This window comes from Clostridium sp. E02, assembly GCF_003833015.1.
GTDB lineage: Bacteria > Bacillota > Clostridia > Lachnospirales > Lachnospiraceae > Lacrimispora.
Genome location: NZ_RJLQ01000001.1, coordinates 1 through 22441, shown reverse-complemented (window position 1 = coordinate 22441; position 22441 = coordinate 1). Strand labels below are relative to the sequence as shown.

Genomic DNA, 22441 nt, shown 5'->3' with positions numbered 1-22441 from the left:
GGAAATTGTTCCTGTTATACGATTATTTTCCGTATTGTTTCTTTAAACTAGTAACCTCTTCGCTGTATGCATCAAAAATTGCCTGAGCTGCTTCGTCTGCTGTACACTTACCAAATTCAAACTTTTCATAGTTTGATGAGTAAACATCATTAAAGGTTGCAACTTCAAAAATCGGTGAGTTATTGATTACTTCTACAGAATCTGTAAAGTCATAGGCCTGTTTAACTGCTCCTGTAATCTGACCATCTTCTTCTAAGGCAGCCTTAGCTGATTTGGAAGCTACCATTCCACGGGTTGTGCCAAGCAGTTTGGTTCCCTCTGGATCGTTTAAGATATACTGTAAAAATTCTGCTGCTGCTTTTGGATCTTTGCTGTCTTTTGAGATTGCAAAGGTAAGAGATGGTTTTGCCATGGTTCCCTCAAACACTGCCCCGTCAACAACTGGGAGTGGAGCTACGACCAATTCGTCTCCTTTGTCCTCAAGTGTTTTTGCATTGGATGCAATCCCGCCGGTCCATTCTAGTACACCAACATATCCGCCATCAATATACTTCGCATTCTGTGCAACAGAAATTGGTTCCGTCCCTACATTCTCTATGTAGTCTTTTCTGCTACAGAATACATGAGCGTCTGCCAGATCTTTGTACCAAACAAGCGCATCCTTGTAATCATCTTTTGTGTAGTTCATGCTTAAATCATCTGCAAATTCACCCTTACCAGTTTTCTGCTGTAAATAGTAAATTCCTGCAAATCGAAATGTAGGACTTACAAGTAGATACGTGTCAGGATCTTTTTCTGTAAATTTGGCTGCTGCTTCTTTGTATTCTTTAAATGTTTTCGGGATCTCAGTAATACCAACCCGTTCAAACGCAGACTTATTTACAAAAACTCCCAAAGTATTTTGTCCATAAGGAATGGCCTGCAGCTTTCCATTGGATTTACCAAACTCTAAAAAATTGGGATCATACTGGGAAAAATCGAATGTATCTTTTACTTGATCTAAATCATAAAATCCATCACCCTCAGGGCTGTACTGAAGTACCCATGGATAATTTACAGTCATAATATCAGCCGCAGTTCCACCTGCATAACGGGTGGCAAATGTCTCCTCTAGGTTTCCGTAACCGGAAGGCTCACCTGTTACGACTGCCTCTCCCTCATGAGCTTTGTTAAATGCATCAATTGCATTCTGTGTTGCCTGATGACGGTCATCGTTGCCCCACCAGGAAAAACTGAGTTCAGATGCGTCTCCACCTTTTTCTGGTTTTTTCTCTGCATCTGTAGTATCTTCAGAAGATGTTCCATTTGCTGCACTTGTTTCAGTCTTTTTGCCCCCGCAGCCAGTTGCCACAACACTGACAGCTAAAACCGCTGCACATACAATACTTAGTTTTTTGAATTTTCTCATCCTTCTACCTCTCTTCATAAACTTATTTATCATGAACCTGTTAAGGATTCATCAATCATAAATAATTCTCCCTCGTTCATCTGGGATCCCCGATTTGCGATAAAAATAAGTGTTAATCTGATCACACCAGTCCGTCGCATTCATCTTCTGTTCCTTGAGTCTGTCCCTTACGTTGACATAGGTCTCCTGATCCAGATAATCTTTTAAACTTTCCCACATCTTTTGATATTCTAAAACCTTTGAAAGTCCTTGAAAATGAGTGTCATAAATATGCTGAATCACCGTTTTTCCAGATTGAAGAACATGCGTATAGGAAACGTGATGGAAAAACAGCAGATACTCATCTGGGCAAGTAGTAATATTTTCATATTCCTCATAACGGGCATCGGAATACTGTCTAGTAAACCCAGTTCCTGTCTTCTTGGTCCGGTCTCTTCCTACCCCTTCTCTATCTGCGTAATGATAGGTTCCCCAACGGTCGTACTCATAACCATCAATATCCACACCGTAATGAATGTTAGGTTTACACATAAAGCCGACGGACAAGGGGCACGTATAATTTTCATAGGTTTCTCTGGAAGTAACAAGGATTGACTCTATCTTAGCTGCTTCAGATTCTGGAAGATCAAAGCTTAAGCAAACCCATTCTCTGGCGATCTCTTCACTCATAAGCTGGTTGTCCCATATTAATCTACCATATCCATAAAGGTTTGCCTGAGCCAGCTTGTTCCCTGTCCAGTTTGAATCCATCCCCACATTCCCAACTGCTGCAATCCCAGAATGGTTCCTAACAGGAGAGTGATCCTTAATAACCTGCTTGATCTGACTTACTGCCCCATAACCAGTATCAAAATCCAGTGTTTCCTTCCACATAGGGATCAGATAACAGATATCTCTCTGGTGTCCAGTATACTCTTGAGTAATCTGAAATTCAAGAATCTGGTTCGTCTTTTTCAATGCTCCAAACAAGGGTGAATTTGGTTCCCGGACCTGAAAATCAATGGGGCCGTTCTTTATCTGGAGAATTACATTATCCAAAAAGCTGCCATCCTGTTCCATAAAGATGTCATAGGCTGCCCTTGCCCGATCAAGATTTCGATCCCTCCAGTCCTGCTTGCAATTGTATACAAAGCAACGCCAGATCACCAATCCATCAAACGGTTGTAACGCTTCTGCCAACATGTTAGCACCTTCGCTATGACTTCTGTTATAGGTAAATGGTCCTGGTTCTCCCTCTGAATCTGCTTTCACTAGCAATCCACCAAATTCTGGAATGATTCCATATATACGTGCAACTATTTCCTTCCACCAATCTGCCACCTCTTTGGAAAGGGGATCAGCCGAATCTAAATTACCAACTAGAATCGGTGCCGCATAATTAATGGAGAGAAATGTCCGGATACCATACTCTAAAAAAAGGTCAGATATTTTTTTAATCTCTTCTAACGCCTGCTCCTGAATAAAAAAAGTTTCCTTTTTATGAACGTTTACGTTGTTAATTGAAATTCCATTGATTCCAATTGATGCTAGCAGTCTTGCATACTCCCGGATCTGTCCATAATTCCCACGAAAATGATTGTTCTCATAAAAGATGGAATCCCCTGCATATCCTCGTTCAATGGAACCGTCAAAATTATCCCAATGATTGATCATACGAAATGACTGATTTGGTATAGATTCCAGAGGCAAATTTTCTTTCTTCCCTGATAGCAGCATGCGGTGAAGTGCAAACATCCCATAAAGAAATCCTCTGTTAGAGCCACTCAAAATCACATATCCGACTTTTGTCTTTTCGATTCGAAATCCTTCGTCTCCGAGAACGGATTCGTCTCCTTTTGAAAAAACCACAGACGCTTCAGGCATATCCGTACTGGTGATTCCATGAAACAATAGCGGCATCTCTCTCTGTATCGTTCTTTCAGTCACTAAATTTACAGAATTGTTAATAAAATATGTGACAATTCCCTCTTCATGTACTTTTTTTGATAACCAGCACAAATCTCTGTTACCATGCATATTTCCAACCTCCACACAATGTCGTAATTTGTCATTAAATGTCAATTTTGTACAAGCCGTCGCATTCTACTTGAAAATTCAACAAAACTATGTACGATTTTCTTCTGTCACATGGATGTTATTATAGCAAATTGCACAATATTAATAAATGAACGAATTAAAGGGTATTTGTACTTTTAAAAGATCTTTTTTTAAGAAATATCAGTATTGAAGAATTATGACATCTCATTTATAATAGAGAGAACAGAAAATTAGTAGATTTATTACTTTAACTCATAAAGGAGTCAGATTATGGATCTGGATTTTAACAACATCATTCCGGAACTTCACTACTACATTCACAGAAAAAAAACCCCCAACTGGAAGATAGAAGGAGGAATCACTCCTTTTGTAGACCTTACTTACGTTGTCGGCGGCAAGGCAACCTATATCATTGGAGATCAGGATTATACTGTCCGTAAAGGAGATTTAATCTGTATACCAAAAAGTACTTACCGAGCCGCTTTTACTGATCCCGTTCACCTGATCGAATGTTATTCCTCGAACCTATTTTTAAGAAGCCAGTATGGGGAAGATACGACTCTGCCCCTTCCAATTATATCCCATATCGGCAATATACCGGAACTGGTTACTCACTTCCATGAAATGCACAACGAATGGCTTCAGAGAGATTTTGGATATATGATGAAAGTGCGTTCCATACTTTGTCTTATATTATATGAAGTACTAAACTTAGAATTAAATGAAAATCATGACAAAAAATCCGATCCCCGCATCAAAAACAGCATTGTCCATATAAGCCAACATTATTGTGAGTCCATCACCATAGAAACTATGGCTGAAATGTTTCATCTTCATCCCGTATATTACGGAAATTTGTTTCGCAAAGCGATGGGGATGACCTTCAAACAGTATATCACAAACCTACGGCTTAATAATGCAGAGAATATGTTAAAAAGCGGGGAATACAGTGTGGGGGAGGTAGCCCTTGCATGCGGGTATTCGGATATTTTTTATTTTAGCCGGTTATTTAAAAAAAATAGGGGTATCTGTCCATCGGAACTTTTTTACTGCGGAGTGGAATAACGAATTCCTGCTGTTTTTTATCCTTTGTTGCAGAGAGAACAGTTTGCACAGTCAGAGGGACTGCAGTAAAAACCTGGACGTTTGAATGGTTCTATGGTGAATCCACAGTCCTTTAATGAATATCTTTGGGTCAGTAATATTACTTCGTCTGCTTCATAATCAAACTCCACACGGAATCCTGATACGGTTAATTGATCATCTGCCATAGGATGAGTTTTTATGATTGGAGAATGTTTCACTAATTGCTCATCCTTTGTTTGTATATAGATAGAATTATCACAGGTAATTAGAGAAGAGACCATTCCATCTTCAGTAAAAGACAGGGAGTTACTGTCTGCATGAATTCCGATTTGATCCGGATCATAGGCAATGATGGTTCCTATTTTAGTCGTAACACTTACAGGCTCTGACGGTTCAATGGATTTTAATGCTCCAGATTCATAAAGGGAAATTCCCACTTTTGTTTTCAATTGCCCCACAGGTGTTTTTACCGTAACCTCCTCTCCTGGGAATAGGGTTATGCTTTTGATGGCACCGTCTGGATAGAAGCATAACCCATTGATCATGGCTCGAAATTCAGTAAAGTTAAGATCAAACGTCAATGGAATATTTAACTGACGTTCTTCCTCTTCTGTCCAGAATCCACTTATTTTCCCATCCAGAATAAAAATACGGTGAAGTTCTCCTGTGGGATAGAATTTAACCAGCTCCCCTGGAAGTTCTCCTATGGGGGTCAGCACCTTCTGCTGCTGGTCGAGGGCCACGCTGATAATCATACCCTGTTTATTAAATTCGACAGAAGGCTTATGTTTTCTTCTTGTGGTTTCCGTATAGGCTGGAACCAGTTCACCGATTTGGGTCATGATCATGTTTTTTTCAGACAGGATGACCCCTGAAAGCTCTCCCCCAGGATGGCAGGAAAACGCATCCACTCCCGCTAAGATCCCATAAGGAGTCTGTAGCTTATTTTCTTCTAACACTATATAATTCTGCATCAATTTCCCTCCAATCCACATTGTTTTTTTGTTACGATGACAGACAACTTGCCATCCTTTGAATATATTTTCGATTCAACGGTATCGTCCCGCTCAAGCCAAGGTGGTACATGAGAACAGGTTAAGCGAAGTTTTATAAAAGGAGTCCTTAAAAGAAAGGGCATCAATGCTTTCTTTGATGAGATCTCAGGACATTCTTTTTGAAGTTCTAAAAGATCTAGTTGGTAAATCCCTGGTGTATCTGTTTCGACTGGACATGCCTTATGGATCATCTCTTCCCTTATTCTTTTATTCTGGTCACTTTCTTCTAACTCTTCCATCACCCCGTCAAACGCCTGATCGTCGACCCGTTCCACTGAAAATATGCAGCAACCTTTTTGATCCAATACAGAAAATGCAATTCCTGCAATGTCTTTTAATAGGACTATTTTCGTTTCTCCCAAAAGATAGACTATTTCTTCTGCTTCCTTGCGTATCTCTTTGACCGTATACCCACGTATAGGAAGAAACTCTTTCGTTTCAGTTACTTCCCAGCCAGTTTCCATTTTTTGATAAATTTCCACCCGGTTGCACTCTGTAAATGGGCGAAGAATCTGATCCTTTTTTAATACTGCTATTTTATCCACTTTCATATCAATCCCTTAACCTTTCTACATCCACCCCATTTTTGATCAATTCTAAATCTTCCCGGTCATATCCAGTACTTACCATAACCGCTCCTGTCATCAGCCACATTCCAATTAATCCACATATTTTTTGTATGATTAGTGCCAGAAGCTTTACGCTGATCTCTGTTTTTAAAAACCCACGTAGCAATGCCGCAAACAAAAGATTGCCTTCCTCCATATCCGGCGTGATTTTACTTAAATCCTCCTTTTTGAAAAGGCCATGGGTTTTTATGATTTCTGCATAAGCGGCTGCACACTCGATCCTTCGTTTTTCTAACTGGGATTCGACCAAAGTTTCACCTCCTGCGTACATCACCGGCACACACCCTTTTAATGAAGCGATCCGTTCCCTTAAAATTTGCTGATCATAGAAGTTGGTTTTAGGGTCGTCTATTTTTTCATAGATGGACTGAATCCGTTTTAATACCTGAGGGGATGAGGGTGCCCCACTTATCACCGTATCCGTTCCTGTCACTATGATTGTCTCTGCCTTTCCTAACATATCCGGGGTAATCTCTTCTAACTGATAGGGATACGTCCCATCAAAAACCTCGGTTCCCGTCAAGACTGCCACATCTTTTAGTAAGTCTTCTTTTCTCCGTCCGATGTAAGGTGCTTTTATCCCTTTGGCTAATATACGCTTTTTCTTGATATTTACCTCTAAAAGTGACTTGGCTTCCCCTAAAATATCATCTGCCAGAATAAAAAGTTCCTGATCCTCCATCTTTTTCAGAAGGGGAAGCAGTTTCTGGAACGAGGAAATCGAACTGCTTACTACCAAAACTCTAGCCTGATGAATGGAACCAGCCTCCCCTGTTACTAAGGCTCCTTCTATGCGCATTCCCTCAATCCGTTCCAGTCTGGTCTCTGCAAACATGGATTCTTTTACCACTAATTCTCCATCTTTACTTCCCTCATCAATCATTTTAGCTGTCACTGGATCCTTTGTTATCTCTTCTAAAAGTTCGAACCGAGAGTGTCCGGAATCAAAGGAGTGTTTGCCAATCCCTTGAATCATAATTTCTGACGCTTGTTTCAATCGTTTTTTTAAATAGACTGGGGAAATGCCTTGAGCCGCCTTTTTTTCATATGCAGCAAGAAGAAAATCAAGGACACTGGCCGTTTCCCTAGTTCCACATCCAGTTATTTCATTAATCTCACCAATGGTTTTGGAAGCAAGACGAATCCCTTGATTGATAAAAAGGTTGGTTCCTTCTAATTCCCGTGCGACTTCAAACGCAGAAAAACAATATCTGCCATTTACTAGAATCCCGCCTTCTAGTGTCAGTGCACGGCATAGTAGATGGATTCCTGCTGCAATTTTGTCTTTCCCATCTTCGTACTCAATTTTGCGTATCATCCGTACCTGCTCCTCTCATCATAGATTGAAGTTGCTCTTCTGCTTTTTTTACGTCCAAGCTAGACACCCCCATATCAAACTTTCGGTTTGCTCCATGGACAAATTCATATAAATTGCAATTTCCCGCACGCTCTCCGATTCCCAATAAGGTAGCATCTACCATATCTGAACCAGCAAGCGCCATAACCATGGAATTGGCAACTGCCATTCCAAAATCATTGTGTTCATGAACTTCAATCTGAATGCCAGTCTGTCGAATTTCTTCCACAAGTTCCCTTGCTCTTTTTGGAAATAAAACCCCCACAGTATCTGCCAGACGTATGACCTCAACCCCCTCCCGTTTCATCAAACGGATCAGGGATACCAAAAAAGCCACATCTGCCCTAGAAGCATCTTCCAGGCCAACGGTCAATGGGATGTTATAATCCTTTGCCACTTTGATACATTGGAGCAACGTCTTCTCAATCCATTTTTTGTTTTTTCCTATCTTATTATAGATTTGGGCATAAGAAACCGGTGTTCCAACATGAATTCGGTCTGGTCTTTGTCTTGCTGACTCCTCAACATTTTGGGGGTTAAGCCTAGACCAGACAGAAATCTCCGCCTGTTTTCTCTGTCTCATAATCTCACGAATGGTATAAAATCCTTCTGTTGAGGTGTCATAGAAACCCGCTTCAATCTCAGAGACTCCAATGCGGTCTAAATAAAGCGCCAATTTGATCTTATCAGAAGGAGAAAATACCACACCAGGGCACTGTTCCCCGTCCCGAAGGGTCGTATCAACCAGTTTGATTCTCCTTTTCATACCGTTGTCCCTCCCTCATTATGGTCTGAAACATTTCATCGGTTACTTCACCCCTCATTTTTATGCTCATTTCCTTGACCAGTTGTAACAAATATTCTTCCTCATAGACTTCTGACAAGCCAAGTTGATTTAACTTATAGCGAATGGATGTTCTTCCAGAATGTTTTCCCAGTATAATTTTCCTGACCGCACCAACCAGTTCTGGTGGAAAGGACTCGTAATTCGACGGTCTTTTTAGTACCCCATCTACATGGATTCCAGATTCGATGTGAAAAATTTTCCTTCCAATCACAGGGGTATGATCTGATATTTGAGTATGGGTCAATTGCTCAAAAAGATCTCTTAACCTAGGCAGCTTCTCAAAACTAAAATTTGGCTTATACCTCTCTACCACCCTCATTGCAAGAAGCACCTGCTCTGTTGCTGCCTTCTTTCCGATTCCAGTAAATGTAGCAATTACGGTTCCATTATGATGATACTGGAGATAATCTGCGGCAATGGCCGATGCACAGTAATACGTGTCTTCAGGAAAAAGAAAAGGAGAGACTCGGATTAACTGCTTCATTCCCCGCTCATAAATATCACGGCTTTCATACAAAAGCAAATCATCAAGTCCCGTAAGACGAATCTTTTTATCGGTTCCAATTCCTTCAAGTCCTTTCAGTTCGGACACATCATTGACCTGAATGTTGCGGATGCTGTGTCCCAGACCATCGCAAAACGATGAAAAAAAATAAGAAATCCCAGGAAACCGAAAATTTTCGTCCATGTTTGGCAGTTCCATATAATATACCATTCCATCTGGCAGGTTCCCATCTAATAGCTGATATATCTTGGGGGACAAAACTATACCAGAAATAGAAAGCAATCCCATCGTTTCTAGAAATTCATGAACCAGTTCCCCATTCAGTGAATATTCATCTAACATAGCCAGTGTCGCATCTATGATTCTTATCATCCCAAAGCCCCTCCTTTTTTCCGTACCTTTCAGTTAAATCATCAAATCTTTTACTGGTGCACCCCCTTCAAAATGTTCATCGAAAATCCGCTCGACATCGTTTCCCGTCACGTTCCCATACCAGATACCTTCTGGATACACCACTACCACCGGACCTTTGTCGCAGATTCCAAAACACCCGGTATTATTTAAAACAACTTCTCCTGATAATTCCCGATCTTCAATCTCCTGCATGAATGATTGTATTAAATCCACACTATTTTTTTGGTAACACATTCCTTTCTGGGTTCCATTGACCCGACAGCTTGTGCAGATAAATACATGATATTTGGGCTGTACCATATGTTTATTCCCTCCTCTTTACATTGCGGCAGCGGCCTTTTTCACTGCATCTTCGATTCTGTCATACGTGTTGACAGACTACTCGGTTGCATGACCAAAATGGGTATCAACATTGATTCCGCTTTTAGAGGCAACTGCAAATCGATAATGACTGATTACAGGGATTGTTTCTTTTTTATCTTCCGAAAGAAAACTGTTTAATTCAATGGATTTATCGTCTGTAAGCATTCCCACTGCATCTGCCCTGCAGTGTTGGCAATGATACATCTGGGGCATAATTGTTTCACATTCTTTTCTGATTTCTGTTAGTTGTTTGTTGGATATGGGTTCTATTTTTTCAAATATACTTCCTTCCACTGGAATCATCTGCATAATGTTCGTAATGAAGCAGCCCAGGGACTGAACTGTTTTAACCACCTCTGGTACATGAAATTCGTTGATTCCCCGTACCGTAACAATATTTACTTTGACGATGATATGGTTGGCTATCAGAAGCCGTATCCCAGCTAACTGATTGGCAACCATAATTGCCCCAGCACTATCTCCCTCATACCTTTTTCCCATGTAGTTGATATACTGATACATCATCCCACTGATATGAGGATCAACTGCATTTAAGGTTACGGTTACATGAGAAACACCGAGCTTCACTAATTCTTGTGCATACTGGGGAAGTTTTAACCCATTGGTGGAGAGGCAGAACGTAACCTTTTTATCCTTGCTGCGTATCATTTCCAAAACCGATTTTACATGATCCCAGTTTTCTAGTGCCTCTCCTGGACCTGCTATTCCTACGACAGTCAGATTTGGCATCTTTTCTTTCATGGTTAAGTACCAATTTAATGCTTCTTCTGGTGTAAGGATACTGGAAGTCACTCCGGGCCGGCTTTCATTGGGGCAGTCAAATTTACGAACACAGTAGCTGCACTGAACGTTGCAGGCGGGAGCAACTGGTAGATGTATCCTGGCATATTTGTGTGCTTTGCAGTTGTAGCAGGGATGTTCCATTGTCTTTTTTTTAATAATCTCTTTCTCTTCCAGTTCTTTTTTCTCCTTTTGAAATGTTTGATCAATTAAGGTGTCTTTGTAATACGTTTGATATAATGTTTCTCGATAAGAGGATTCTGTTATATCAATCAAACAGTTGGTAATTTCATCCATATATTCCATGGACCCTTCGTACCCAAGAAGTTTCTGTCTCTGACCACCTACGTGATCATGGATTGGAAATCCTCTCCTTACCAGTGGCAGATTTAAATCTTTTGCAATCCTTCTCCCATCGGAATTACCTGCCAAAAGATTGACATGATATTTTATAACCATATCCTCAATCTCTTTAAAGTCAGCTTTGTCTGTTATCTCATACTGGTCTTCCATATATTTTTCAGAAAGTTTTTTGACTTCCAAGTCGATCAATCCTTTCAGCTCTGGGCAGGAAGAACCGGCTGCACATACCACAGGAAGAATTCCGCATTCACACATCAAGCGTACGCTGCTATAGATAAGATCTGGTTCTCCAAAGACTGCTGCTCTTCCATTTGAATTATATTTATGTGAATCAATCATCGCATCTAGATAACGTCCTCGTTCCTTCTTTAGTTGTTCTGGAATACTCTTTCCTGATTGTTCCGATAAAATCTTTAAAAAGGCATCGGTGTCCCGTAATCCAACGGGAAGAGCCGCCCGGATATAGGGGACTTGAAATGCATCGGATAAATACTTTGCCACAGAGTTTTTTCGATCAAACCCTGTAAGTTCAATGGTTAGTTTTGCTCCTCCCATCTTTTTTAGACTGGAAAGATCCGTACCATGTTGTGGCAGACGATGGTATTTCCCCTCCTGACCTCCATCTAGATTTTCAGAAAGATCTGGCAGAAGAATTACTGATATGCCAAATAAGTCAAACATGCGTTTTAAATATCTAGTATCTGCTGGACTGATGGGAGCTGTTACCACATTAACAAAATCGTTTTTTTCTGGATTCATCTCAATGGCTGAGACAATGGATAAAAGAGCGGCAAAGTAACCTTCGTACTGGCTTCCTCCATATCCGGGGGATGAACAGGCGATTAAAGAGATCTGACTATACTGGGGATTTTCTTCCTTAAACTCCTCTAATATTCCCGGAACGTCTTCCCCAATGGTTTCTGCCAGACAGGTCGTCATAACCCCTATCATATCTGGATGATAGAGTTCGATTAAATTTATCAACCCCTTTTTTAGGTTTTTGCTTCCTCCATAAACGGTTCCTTCCTCAGTTAGGGAAGAAGAGGCAATATCCACCGGTTCGTTGTAATGGGTTGCCATATGGCGTCGTATGTAGGTGGAGCATCCCTGGGAGCCGTGTAGAATAGTCATGCAGTGCTTTAATCCATAAAAAGCTGTTGCACTGCCCATAGGCATACACATTTTACAGGGATTGACATTTAGATTTACCAGAGGTTTTATCTCACTTTTCATTGTTATTCCACCTTTCTGTCAGCTTATATATTCCCAAACCGGACTGTTTATACTTTGATTAATTTCCTTCATGAAGTGGTAAATCCCCTCAAAACCAGCCAAAGGAAGTTTTCTTTCATGATTATGATCACAGAATGCAACTCCTAATTTATAGGCAAGAGGTCTTTCCTTGACTCCTCCTACTAATATGTCTGCTTTTTTTTCTTTGATAAAGGTCTCTAGTTCCGCTGGATTGGCATCGTCAAGAATGATGGTATCCCCATCTACCAGACTTTCTATGATTTCATATTCTTCCTTTTTCCCAGTCTGTGTTCCCACGACTACCGTTTTGATTCCAATATTTTGAAACTGACGGATTAGTGAAATTGCTTTAAACCCACCGCCTACATAAATGGCTGCCCTTTTCCCAGAAAGATTATTCCGGTACTGATCCATAAATCCATTTAGTTCTTTTTCTTTTCTCATACAAAACTGGACTGCCTTTTCTCTTGCCCTATTATCACCAAGGGCTTCTGCCACTCGGATTAAGGAGGCTTTCGTATCTTCGATTCCAAAAAAACTCACTTGTATAAATGGAATCCCAAACTCCTTCTCCATTTGTATGGCAAGATAGGTACTAGATCCTGCACATTGGACAATATTCAGGCTTGCTTTTGGTGCTTCTATCATATCTTCATAACACGTATCTCCAGTAAAACCGGAGATTACATCGATTCCAATTTCTTTGAAATAATTTTTAATAATCCACATCTCTCCAGCCAGATTAAAATCACCTAATAAGTTAATTGCATATCTTCTTTCCTTGCTTTTATGAGGAAGGAGAACTTTCATAATCGCATCACATGCCATACGGTATCCTGTGGACTTGTTCCCAGAAAACCCCGGCGATTTTACGGGTATCATAGGAATATTATACTGTTCTGATTTCTCCTTGCACAATGCTTCCACATCATCTCCTATGACTCCAACAATGCAGGTAGCATAGATAAAAATCAGTTTTACCCCCTCTTGTTGTTTCATCAGTTCATCTACCGCCGCTTCCAGCTTTTTGATTCCCCCAAAGATAATATCGGTCTCTTGTAAATCGGTTGAAAAGCTATTTCGGTAAATATCCTCTTTGCTTGTTAAGGATCCCCTGATATCCCAGGTGTAGCTCGAACAACCGATGGGACCATGCACAATGTGATACGCATCTGTAATTGGATTTAAAACCACCCTTGCACCACAGTATACACAAGCTCTCTGAGACACGGAACCGGATACACTGTTACTGTCACAGCAGATACTTCCTGTGGCTCCGCTGCAGCTGCCTTTTACTAATATCGAGTTTTTTCTGGCATCTAATATATTTTTGTTGTGACTTTCGGTTTCCATGACCTTACTCCTTTCCAACAAAAAACAATGTTTCATCTGATTCAAACGGCAATAGGGAGGGGTCGGTCCCCTCCCTGGTTCCTTTTTGTTTTTCTTACATAACGACCTCAAAATCCTCATCTGCCGCATCTCGGTCCAAACGGTCCATCATGGTGTCCACAATTTTTTCCACGTAGCGAATGCCACCTGCATAACCTACCGTTGCCTGTATAGGATTCCCATACCGGTCCAGCACCGGAAATCCCATGCGCACCAGAGGAATATCTTCTGCCTTTGCAATCTGTTTCCCGTAACTGCTGCCAAGGAGTAGATCAACCGGTTCATTTTTAATCCGCTGGTGAAGATAAAAAAGATCCGTGTTTGCTTTTACGACATATTCGCTTTCATCGACTCCATATTCGTCCATCAAAGCCTTAATCTCTTTTTCCCATCGTTCTTTTGGAGTTCCGGTAATGATGTACTTTGGACTCATACCCAGTTCCAAACAAAGGGCGGTAAAGGAGTAGACAATATCTGGATCTCCATAAATGGCTACTTTCTTCTTATATACATACTGGTGGGCATCTAACATTAAATCCACCAGTCTTCCTCGTTCCTCTTCTAGTTCTTTTGGAACCTCCTGTCTGGTAAACTTCTGCAGTTCCACCACATATCGATCGGTTAATTTTACGCCCACTGGGACTGGAATGTTAGAAAAAGGAATCTTATGCTCCTTTTTCATGTATTCGGAAGGTTCCAAACTACAATAAGTACCCATGGAAATCAAGATCTCACAGTCCCCCATCGCCTCAATCTCTGCCCCTGAGGTTCCTGCATGATCATGAAAATATTCATTTTTCCCATCCATCGGGTGATCCATCGTTCCATCATGATCTGGAAAATAGATAAAAGAGGCGCCCATCAGACTGGCAATCCGTTTTAGCTCCCGGTCATCTCCAGGATTGACCCAGCCTGGAAAAATAGCTGCTTTTCCATTTGATGTCCCAGTTTTTTTTGTCATATACCGCATGAAACCAATCATCATATTGGAAAATCCCTGAATGTGAGACCCTTCATAAGAAGGGGTGCTGGCATATAAAACGGTTTTCCCTTCCGGTATTTCTAAGTCATAAATATAGGACCCCACATCGTCTCCTATGGTTTCGGATAAACAAGTGGTATGGATCGCCATAATATCTGGTTTGTAGATGTCGAATACATTTTTTACAGCCGTTGTTATATTGCTCCGACCACCAAATACGGATGCCCCCTCTGTAAAGGAACTAGAAGATGCAATCGCTGGTTCTTTAAAATGCCGGCTAAGCACCGTCCTATGATAAGAGCAACAGCCCTGTGACCCATGGGAATGAGGCATACATTTTTCTGCTCCCAAGGCACAAAACATAGCACCGACTGGTTCACATGTCTTACACGGGTTAATGGTTATATGTCGTTTTTCCATCACTTCTTTTGGGGTTAAATCAAGCATCAGCCTACACCTCCTAGCGTTCCTTCCAACATAGGGATTGTTTTCCACGGTGGTTTCACCAAAGCCCACGCATTGGTATAAAGACTCATTGTCACATCTCTTCCGAAGTTTACAGCTCCTAAAAATCCGGCATAGGGTCCGGAATAATCGTAGGAATGCATCTGCCTGGAAACGACTCCCCCATGTTGTATTGCATATTTATCTTTGATCCCAGAAAAGAAAACATCTGGCTTATAAGTTTCAATTAACTGATCCGTTTCAAACATATTATAATCATCTACTACCATATGACCCTTTTTCATATCTTGGATCATGCCGCCATAGTGATCGACTTCCACGCCATCCTTAAGTAGTTCTCGCATCTCTTCCTCTGAATAGCGATCGGTATATCCAGGTTCCCGTTCTACCTTGATTACTTCAATATTTTTAGAATCTGCATCCGCCTTGATCTGAGGAATGATATCCCTTCCTTCATAATCATCTCTGTGCGCAAATTCATACCCTGCGATTGTTGTTTCCATGCCAAAATCATTTAACAGCATTTGATAATGATGGGCACGGGAGCCTCCCACAAATATACCAGCCGTCTTCCCTTTTAATTTGGATTTGTAATACTCCATATCTTCACTGATCTGAGCCAATTCTTCCGCAATCACCTCTTCGGTCCGACGAATCAGTTCCGGATCTTTAAAGTATTTGGCCATCATACGAAGGGTTTTACAGGTAGCACCAACTCCGATAAAGTTGACTTTCAACCAGTCTACTCCATATTTGGTTTTCATCATTTCTGCTATGTAGTTGATGGAACGGTGGCACATCACCAGATTTAGATCTGCCAAATGTGAGTTTTTAATTGTTTCATACGATCCATCTCCTGTAAAAACAGAAACCACTTCGTATCCTATTTTTTTTAGAACACGTTCCTGCTCCCAACCATCTCCTCCTATGTTATATTCCCCCAAAATATTAACACTGTATTTGCCTTTTGGTGATTCCTCGCCTTTGCCAATCATATGGCGCATCAATCCATTGTTTGCAATATGGTGTCCAGAGGATTGAGACACTCCTTTATAACCTTCACAGGAATAACCGATTGCAGTAATCTGATATTTCTCTTCTACCCTTTTTGCAACCGCCTGAACATCATCTCCAATCAGCCCAATGGGACAGGTAGAGCAAATCAAAATACATTTGGGGTGAAATAGTTCCATAATTTCATCGATGCCCTGCTCTAATTTTTTCTCTCCTCCAAAAACAATATCGGACGCTTTCATATCCGTACAAAAGGAATATGGCACATAATTTTGCTCTCCCTCATAGGAAGGTTTCGCCTTATTTCTCCTGGTCGCCCAGGAATAGTATGCACACCCGATGGGGCCATGTGTTATGATAGCTGCATCTTTTATCGGTCCTACCACAACCCCTTTGCAGCCAGCGTAACAGCAGCCTCTAGCGGTTGCTATTCCAGGAATCGCACGGGTATTCGCTGTGATTTCATCTGGATTTTCTTCAAATTGCAATTGTGTCAAATGATTTTTTCTGTTTTTAAATACTCTTGCTGAATACTGATCCAGCAATTTGTCTCGTTCTTTTGCCACTTTACTCACCTCCTGTCAATAGGCTTCCACAGTAGATTCCCCGTTTCTGACGGTGTATGCTTCTTTGATTGGAAGCACAAATATTTTTCCATCTCCGGGATTTCCTGTCTGATTTGTTTTTATTAAAATTTCCACTACTTTTTTCACCTGATCTTCTTCCACAATTAAAGTAAGAACTCGTTTGGGAATCCACCGAAATGCTTCCGTAAGATGTTCTCCCTTTGGAGACATAGGCAGTTCTCCATTTTCCAAAACCAGTGAGATCAGTTCTGGATCAATTCGTTTCTTTCCTCTGCCGAGAACTGCTCTGCACGTAAATGCCGGAAACCCGCCTTCTGCCAGTGCTTTTTTTGTGGGATTGATTTTATTGACCCGGATAAATGCCATAACTTCCTTCATCCTTTACCATTCCTTTCTTTCAAAACTGGTCTTAAAGTCCCTGTTTTCCGGTACTGATGGTATAAGCATCCTCAACTGGTGATACAAAGATACGTCCATCCCCGTAATTCCCATCTCCGGTCTTTGCCGTTTTCATGATAATCTTTACCAGATCATCTTTGTCTTCCTCGCTGCAAAAAAACAGCAGCATCTCTTTTGGGATCTCATCGTAATGAATCTCACCTACTGTAATTCCCTTTTGCTTGCCACGCCCATATACATCCATTTTGGTCACTGCCGGAAACCCTGCCTCAGCGGCCTCTTTCATTACATAATCTGCCTTTTGCGGGCGAATAATCGCTCTCACCAATAACATAATCGCTTCTCCTTTCTCTAACTTATCAGTCCATAACCCCATACTGCATCAGGATCTCTTCCAGTTCATCAATCTTCATCGGATTTGGAATCACGAACATCTCATTGCCATCTACTTTTCTTGCCAACATGCGGTACTCTTCCGCCTGTGGTTCCTCAGGTGCATAATCAATGACCGTTCTTTTCCGGATCTCTGCTTGTTGTACGGCATTGTCACGGGGTACAAAATGGATCATCTGCGTTCCGATCTTCGCCGCTACGGCTTCCACCAAATCCTGTTCTTTTTCTACTTTTCTGGAATTACAGATCAGTCCTCCTAAACGGACACCACCGGTCTTTGCATATTTGGAAATTCCCTTTGAGATGTTATTGGCCGCATAAAGAGCCATCATCTCACCGGAACATACGATATAAATCTCACGGGCTTTGCCTTCTCTTATGGGCATTGCAAACCCACCACATACAACATCACCAAGTACATCATAGAATACATAATCCAAATCATCGGTATAAGCGCCAAGCTGTTCTAACAAATTAATGGAAGTAATAATTCCACGTCCTGCACAGCCAACGCCTGGCTCTGGACCACCTGACTCTACCCCCTTGATACCAGCGTATCCCTGTTTTAAAACTGCAGACAGTTCAATATCGTCTCCTTCATCTCGAAGTGTATCAAGAACGGTTTTCTGGGCAAGTCCCCCAAGGATCAGTCTTGTGGAATCTGCTTTTGGATCGCAGCCCACAATCATAATGTGTTTTCCCATCTCTGCCAGACCTGCTGTTAAATTTTGTGTTGTTGTCGATTTTCCAATTCCGCCTTTACCATAGATTGCAACCTGTCTCATACAAAATCCTCCTTACATAAAAAAGAAGTGGACTGTAGAATTCTTTCGAATCCTATGCCACTTCTTTGTGAATAGAATGTAATACAATTATTTTATTTCTTCATGAAGTTATTCCCTGAAGTTACGTCGACCCTTCGGTTATTACTACTATAACTGTTTTATTTTTTCGTTTCAATACCGCATGTTGCACAAATACACAATATATATTCATCGTTTTTCAGTTAATTATTCCACTAACTCATTAGTTCCAATCATTTTAGGATTAAACCTATAATAAGCATTTGTGAATGTTTTGTCAATTTATTTAATAAAATTCGAAATATATTAAGACAAAAGCATGATATCTTCTTTTGGAAACTTAATATATAATGGTATATATTCCAAGGATGTCCGTTTCATACCTTTTTTTTCCTGAATCCACCAGATCCGTTTTGAAGACTCTGCCTCAGCATTCTGAAACAGAATCTGACGATGAAAGGGAGTATCTGAAGTTTTCGACACCTGAATTTTCATAACATTTTCTCCATCTGGTTTATCCCATGGAACAAGATGATGCCCTCGGATTCCCACATATCGTGTTGCTTTCTGTATCTTTTTTTCTGTTTTTAACGTAATGTTCCAATCTCTGGCAAAAAGTTCATAATCATTAATTCTTTCCATGGCGGAAAGATTTTTACACCCCGTTAGTTTTGCTGCTTCTGCTACCTGAGGATTTTGAAAAATCTCTTTTGTTTCTCCAGTTTTTACCGTTTTACCCTCAGAGATTACCGTCATTCGATTACAAAACCGGTATATTTCATCTCTGGAATGGGAAACAAAAAGAACTTCCCCACTAAATTCACGCAATCGCTCTAGCATTTCAATCTGAAGCGAATCTTTTAAATATCCATCCAGTGCAGAAAATGGTTCATCTAGAAGTATCATACCTGGTCGAGTTAACAGCATACGTGCAAGTGCCGCTCTTTGCTGCTGCCCACCTGATAACTGGAACGGGAAATGATGCTCCAGCCCCTCTAATTGAAACCGTAGAATCTGCTCTTCCACCTGCGACCGCTTCTCCTTTTCCTTCCCCAAAACTGCTATTTTTAAATTCTCCTCTACTGTCATGGTTGGAAACAGCGCATAATTTTGGAATAGATACCCTACTTTGCGTTTTCTGGCAGGAAGATTAATTCCCAAGTCAGAATCAAAAAACACCGTTTCATTCTGTACAATTCTTCCTCTGTCTGGCTTCTCAATTCCTGCCACACACTTTAATGTCATGCTTTTTCCACAACCGGAGGCACCTAATATCCCCATACACCCCCCTTCCGTTTCAAACTCCACATCAAGTGAAAATCCAGAAAACTGTTTTTGAATCTTAACTTCAAGAGACATCTTACAACCACCTGCTTCCACATAATTTGTTTTTTCCAGCAATTACATTCATACCTAAGACAATGATAAACGACAAACCAACAATCACACACACCCAGAAGCCTGCAATGTCCCAGTTTCCTGCCGACACCTCAGAAGCAATGGCGACCGATACGGTTCTTGTTTTTCCCCTTATATTTCCTGCCAGCATGGTAGTCGCCCCATATTCTCCTATGGCTCTTGCAAAGGATAAAATCGTTCCGGAAGCCAGACCAGGAGCCGCTATGGGAACTGTGATTTTCCAGAATATGGTCCGTTCTGTCAACCCCAGAGTCCTGCCGGCATAGATCATCGTTGGATCAACCTGTTCAAATGCTGCTCTTGCATTTCGATACATCAAGGGAAAGGAGATCACAAAAGCTGCTACAACACACCCTGGCCAAGTCTGCACCATCTTAAAATGCACAGAATCCATCAAGAAACTTCCAAACGGCCTGCGCAAACTAAACAGTAGAAGGAGAAAGAAACCGGCTACCGTAGGTGGAAGGACTAATGGCAGAGTAAGAATTCCATCTAAGATGGCCTTTACGGTATTGTTACATCTCATTATCAGCCTTGCCGCACCGATTCCAAGAAAGAATGTAAGAATAGTTGCCAAAATTCCTGTTTTCAAGGAAAGATATAAAGGGCTCCAATCTATGGTTTTTAATAGCTCTGCCACAACATTTCCCTCCTTTTTTGTTTCTATTCGGTATATTTTTGAAATCCCTTGTCTGAAAACAACTTCATAACGGTTTCATCTTTTGTTAAGTACTGTTTAAAATCGTTTGCTGCCTCTTCCTGCATGGTATCCGCATCGGGATTTTTAATGAGACCAATGGGGTATACCGCAGGTTTCACCATACTTTGATCGGCTTCTTCAATAATTTCAACTTGTTCCGGCATCGAAGCAGCATCTGTGCCATATACGACTCCTACTTCATTGCTTCCTTCTGCTACGGCGGTCAGAACAGCCGTTACATTGTTCCCCTCATTAATCTCCATTTTCATAACCTGATCGTATATGCCCAGATTTTGAAACAAAGCTCTGGCATACTGCCCCACCGGAACATCTTCGCCTGCCAACGCAAGGCTGGATGCCTTTGTAATGTCATCAAAGCCCGTCACATCTGTCTTTTTTCCTTTCGTTTTAATTAAAACAATCTGGTTCTTTAACAGTTTGGTTATGGTTCCTTCTTTTACATAACCTTTCTCTTTTAACTCATCCATCTGCTTTTCTGCTGCGGAAAAAAATACATCACACTGGGCTCCTTCTAATATTTGTGTCTTTAAGGTTCCAGAACTGTCCGCATTATAAATTATTCTTACATCTGGATGTATGGTTTCATAATCTGTTTTTATCTCCTCCATGGTGTTATTTAAACTAGCTGCAACAAAGACATAAAGATTCGTACTCTGCATCTTTTTTGTACATCCTGTTATCATAAGGATTATTAACACCGCTGCCACTAGCAACTGATAACACTTCTTACTTCTCTTCATCTCTCTTCCTCCTATGATTCATTTTTTTGCTTCCATTTTTTGGCTTTTGTTGACTTGTATTCGCTCATTTTAGTTGATACAAAATTGGAAGTCAATACTTGCAAATCCCTATATTATATCTAATATTTAAGGACTAATTTGTGCATTTAACACAATACTATTGTTTTATCTATTAATTTAATAACAATTTGTTTCTTTCATAAAAGAATCTGTTAAAATATTAAAAAGACAGGATTTCATTCCTGCTCTGGGAATGAAATCCTGTCTTTTCTGTAGAAGTTTGTACGAAATGTCATAAAATCAAGATGGATCCTGATTGAATATCATCTGGTCCATTGCGTTGTCTTGATAAGCAACAATGGTGGTGCAGACCGCATCACCAGTTATATTAACGGCCGTTCGGGTCATATCTAAAATCCGGTCAATTCCCATAATCAGGGCGATGGCTTCCACTGGCAGTCCAATGGACTGGAACACCATTGATAGTGTAATCAGACCAACTCCCGGAACTCCTGCCGTCCCTACCGATGCAAGTGTTGCAGTTAAAATGACGGTTAAATAATCAGCGGGAGAAAGATTCATTCCAAATGCCTGGGCTGCAAATACGACTGCAACCCCCTGCATAATTGCTGTCCCATCCATATTAATGGTAGCTCCAAGGGGAATGGTAAAAGAAGAAACTCTTTTGGATACTCCCATTTTTTTATGAAGAGTATCAATGGACAATGGAATGGTTGCACTTGAGGTTGCCGTGGAAAAAGCAAATCCCATGACTGGTAGAAATTTTTTCAAAAAACGTATGGGACTTAATCCTGTAAACCCCTTTAACATTGACATGTAAACGATGAGACATTGGACCATCAATGCCAGGACTACCGAAATCATGTATTTTAACAGGGGCACAAATGCTCCAAACCCGATTCCGGAAAAAGTCTTTGCTATGAGGCAGAATACTCCGTATGGTGCCAGTTTCATGACGATAACGGTCATTTCCATCATGATATCATTAAACTGGCTAAAAAAGTTGCCGACTGTTTCAACATTCTCTCCAAGCATGGCTAAAATAATGCCTACAAGCAGTGCAAACAATATAATAGGAAGCATATCGCCGCTTGCGAGGGAATGGATTGGATTGGTGGGTATGATGTTTAATAACGTATCTGGAAGGCTTGTCTTATCTGCAATGGAAATTTCTTTTGTCTCAATGCTGTCAACCGTTTTTGAAAATGTCCCGAAAAAGTTTTAACATAAGCACCAGTTTTCTGGTGCTTGATTTAACCAGGTACTATTAGTTTTTGGGTAACTTTAATAAAACTACAGTTACCTGCTTGTAAATTAGGCTATTTCTTTTCTGTGTCGTTGTCCTTTTGCATATTTTTCAAATGATGCCTGCCTCCATGGATGGTT

General features: G+C 40.8%; 19 protein-coding genes and 1 pseudogene. 1 reads left to right on the top strand and 19 read right to left on the bottom strand.

Annotation, left to right across the window (positions count from 1 at the left end):
* Window positions 1–22 precede the first annotated feature (22 nt).
* Both EFT72_RS00100 and EFT72_RS00095 read right to left on the bottom strand, forming a co-directional pair.
* Window positions 23–1408: an ABC transporter substrate-binding protein gene (locus EFT72_RS00100; RefSeq protein ID WP_124064792.1), complete on the bottom strand. Its 1386-nt coding sequence runs from the start codon at window positions 1406–1408 to the stop codon at window positions 23–25.
* A 51-nt stretch (window positions 1409–1459) separates the two neighbouring features.
* The gene (locus EFT72_RS00095) at window positions 1460–3424 is read right to left on the bottom strand and encodes an alpha-glucuronidase (RefSeq protein WP_124064791.1); all 1965 of its coding nucleotides are present in this window, start codon (window positions 3422–3424) and stop codon (window positions 1460–1462) included.
* A 291-nt stretch (window positions 3425–3715) separates the two neighbouring features.
* Between EFT72_RS00095 and EFT72_RS00090 the strand changes: the two genes are divergently transcribed.
* The gene (locus EFT72_RS00090) at window positions 3716–4510 is read left to right on the top strand and encodes an AraC family transcriptional regulator (protein WP_124064790.1); all 795 of its coding nucleotides are present in this window, start codon (window positions 3716–3718) and stop codon (window positions 4508–4510) included.
* Between the two features lie 17 nt (window positions 4511–4527).
* On the opposite strand, the gene EFT72_RS00085 is transcribed toward EFT72_RS00090, so the two are convergent.
* The 17 genes and pseudogenes from EFT72_RS00085 to EFT72_RS00005 form a co-directional block, all read right to left on the bottom strand.
* The gene (locus tag EFT72_RS00085) at window positions 4528–5505 is read right to left on the bottom strand and encodes a hypothetical protein (protein WP_124064789.1); all 978 of its coding nucleotides are present in this window, start codon (window positions 5503–5505) and stop codon (window positions 4528–4530) included.
* Window positions 5505–6137 (bottom strand): Fe-only nitrogenase accessory AnfO family protein, encoded by a 633-nt coding sequence (locus EFT72_RS00080; protein ID WP_124064788.1) that lies wholly within the window; start codon window positions 6135–6137, stop codon window positions 5505–5507. The genes EFT72_RS00085 and EFT72_RS00080 overlap by 1 nt, the downstream gene beginning before the upstream one ends.
* Window position 6138: 1 nt before the next feature.
* Window positions 6139–7533 (bottom strand): hypothetical protein, encoded by a 1395-nt coding sequence (locus EFT72_RS00075; protein WP_124064787.1) that lies wholly within the window; start codon window positions 7531–7533, stop codon window positions 6139–6141.
* Window positions 7517–8338: a homocitrate synthase gene (locus EFT72_RS00070; protein ID WP_124064786.1), complete on the bottom strand. Its 822-nt coding sequence runs from the start codon at window positions 8336–8338 to the stop codon at window positions 7517–7519. Before EFT72_RS00070 ends, EFT72_RS00075 begins: the two co-directional genes overlap by 17 nt.
* The gene (locus tag EFT72_RS00065) at window positions 8313–9296 is read right to left on the bottom strand and encodes a hypothetical protein (RefSeq protein ID WP_124064785.1); all 984 of its coding nucleotides are present in this window, start codon (window positions 9294–9296) and stop codon (window positions 8313–8315) included. The genes EFT72_RS00070 and EFT72_RS00065 overlap by 26 nt, the downstream gene beginning before the upstream one ends.
* A 33-nt stretch (window positions 9297–9329) precedes the next feature.
* Window positions 9330–9638 carry a 2Fe-2S ferredoxin gene (locus tag EFT72_RS00060; protein ID WP_124064784.1) on the bottom strand — a complete coding sequence of 103 codons (309 nt, stop codon included), beginning with the start codon at window positions 9636–9638 and terminating at the stop codon, window positions 9330–9332.
* 78 nt (window positions 9639–9716) lie between these two features.
* Window positions 9717–12098 (bottom strand): nitrogenase component 1, encoded by a 2382-nt coding sequence (locus EFT72_RS00055; RefSeq protein WP_124064783.1) that lies wholly within the window; start codon window positions 12096–12098, stop codon window positions 9717–9719.
* Between the two features lie 18 nt (window positions 12099–12116).
* Entirely contained in the window at window positions 12117–13472 is a 1356-nt protein-coding gene (gene nifE, locus EFT72_RS00050; protein WP_124064782.1) for a nitrogenase iron-molybdenum cofactor biosynthesis protein NifE, read from the bottom strand.
* Between the two features lie 94 nt (window positions 13473–13566).
* Window positions 13567–14940 (bottom strand): nitrogenase component 1, encoded by a 1374-nt coding sequence (locus EFT72_RS00045; protein WP_124064781.1) that lies wholly within the window; start codon window positions 14938–14940, stop codon window positions 13567–13569.
* On the bottom strand, window positions 14940–16547 hold the full coding sequence (locus EFT72_RS00040; RefSeq protein WP_124064780.1) for a nitrogenase component I subunit alpha: 1608 nt from the start codon (window positions 16545–16547) through the stop codon (window positions 14940–14942). The genes EFT72_RS00045 and EFT72_RS00040 overlap by 1 nt, the downstream gene beginning before the upstream one ends.
* A gap of 6 nt (window positions 16548–16553) precedes the next feature.
* A complete protein-coding gene (locus EFT72_RS00035) occupies window positions 16554–16937 on the bottom strand; it encodes a P-II family nitrogen regulator (RefSeq protein WP_124064779.1) in 384 nt (127 codons plus the stop codon).
* Between the two features lie 31 nt (window positions 16938–16968).
* Window positions 16969–17292 carry a P-II family nitrogen regulator gene (locus tag EFT72_RS00030; RefSeq protein WP_124064778.1) on the bottom strand — a complete coding sequence of 108 codons (324 nt, stop codon included), beginning with the start codon at window positions 17290–17292 and terminating at the stop codon, window positions 16969–16971.
* A gap of 25 nt (window positions 17293–17317) precedes the next feature.
* A complete protein-coding gene (gene nifH / locus EFT72_RS00025) occupies window positions 17318–18136 on the bottom strand; it encodes a nitrogenase iron protein (RefSeq protein WP_124064777.1) in 819 nt (272 codons plus the stop codon).
* Between the two features lie 324 nt (window positions 18137–18460).
* Window positions 18461–19513, bottom strand: a complete 1053-nt coding sequence (locus EFT72_RS00020; protein ID WP_124064776.1) for an ATP-binding cassette domain-containing protein — start codon at window positions 19511–19513, stop codon at window positions 18461–18463.
* A 1-nt stretch (window position 19514) separates the two neighbouring features.
* Entirely contained in the window at window positions 19515–20213 is a 699-nt protein-coding gene (gene modB / locus EFT72_RS00015; RefSeq protein ID WP_124064775.1) for a molybdate ABC transporter permease subunit, read from the bottom strand.
* A gap of 23 nt (window positions 20214–20236) precedes the next feature.
* Window positions 20237–21034, bottom strand: coding sequence for a molybdate ABC transporter substrate-binding protein (modA, locus tag EFT72_RS00010; RefSeq protein ID WP_124064774.1), 798 nt, complete (start codon window positions 21032–21034; stop codon window positions 20237–20239).
* A 300-nt stretch (window positions 21035–21334) separates the two neighbouring features.
* A pseudogene (locus EFT72_RS00005) lies at window positions 21335–22249 on the bottom strand (dicarboxylate/amino acid:cation symporter); the annotation flags it as partial.
* Window positions 22250–22441: the final 192 nt, after the last annotated feature.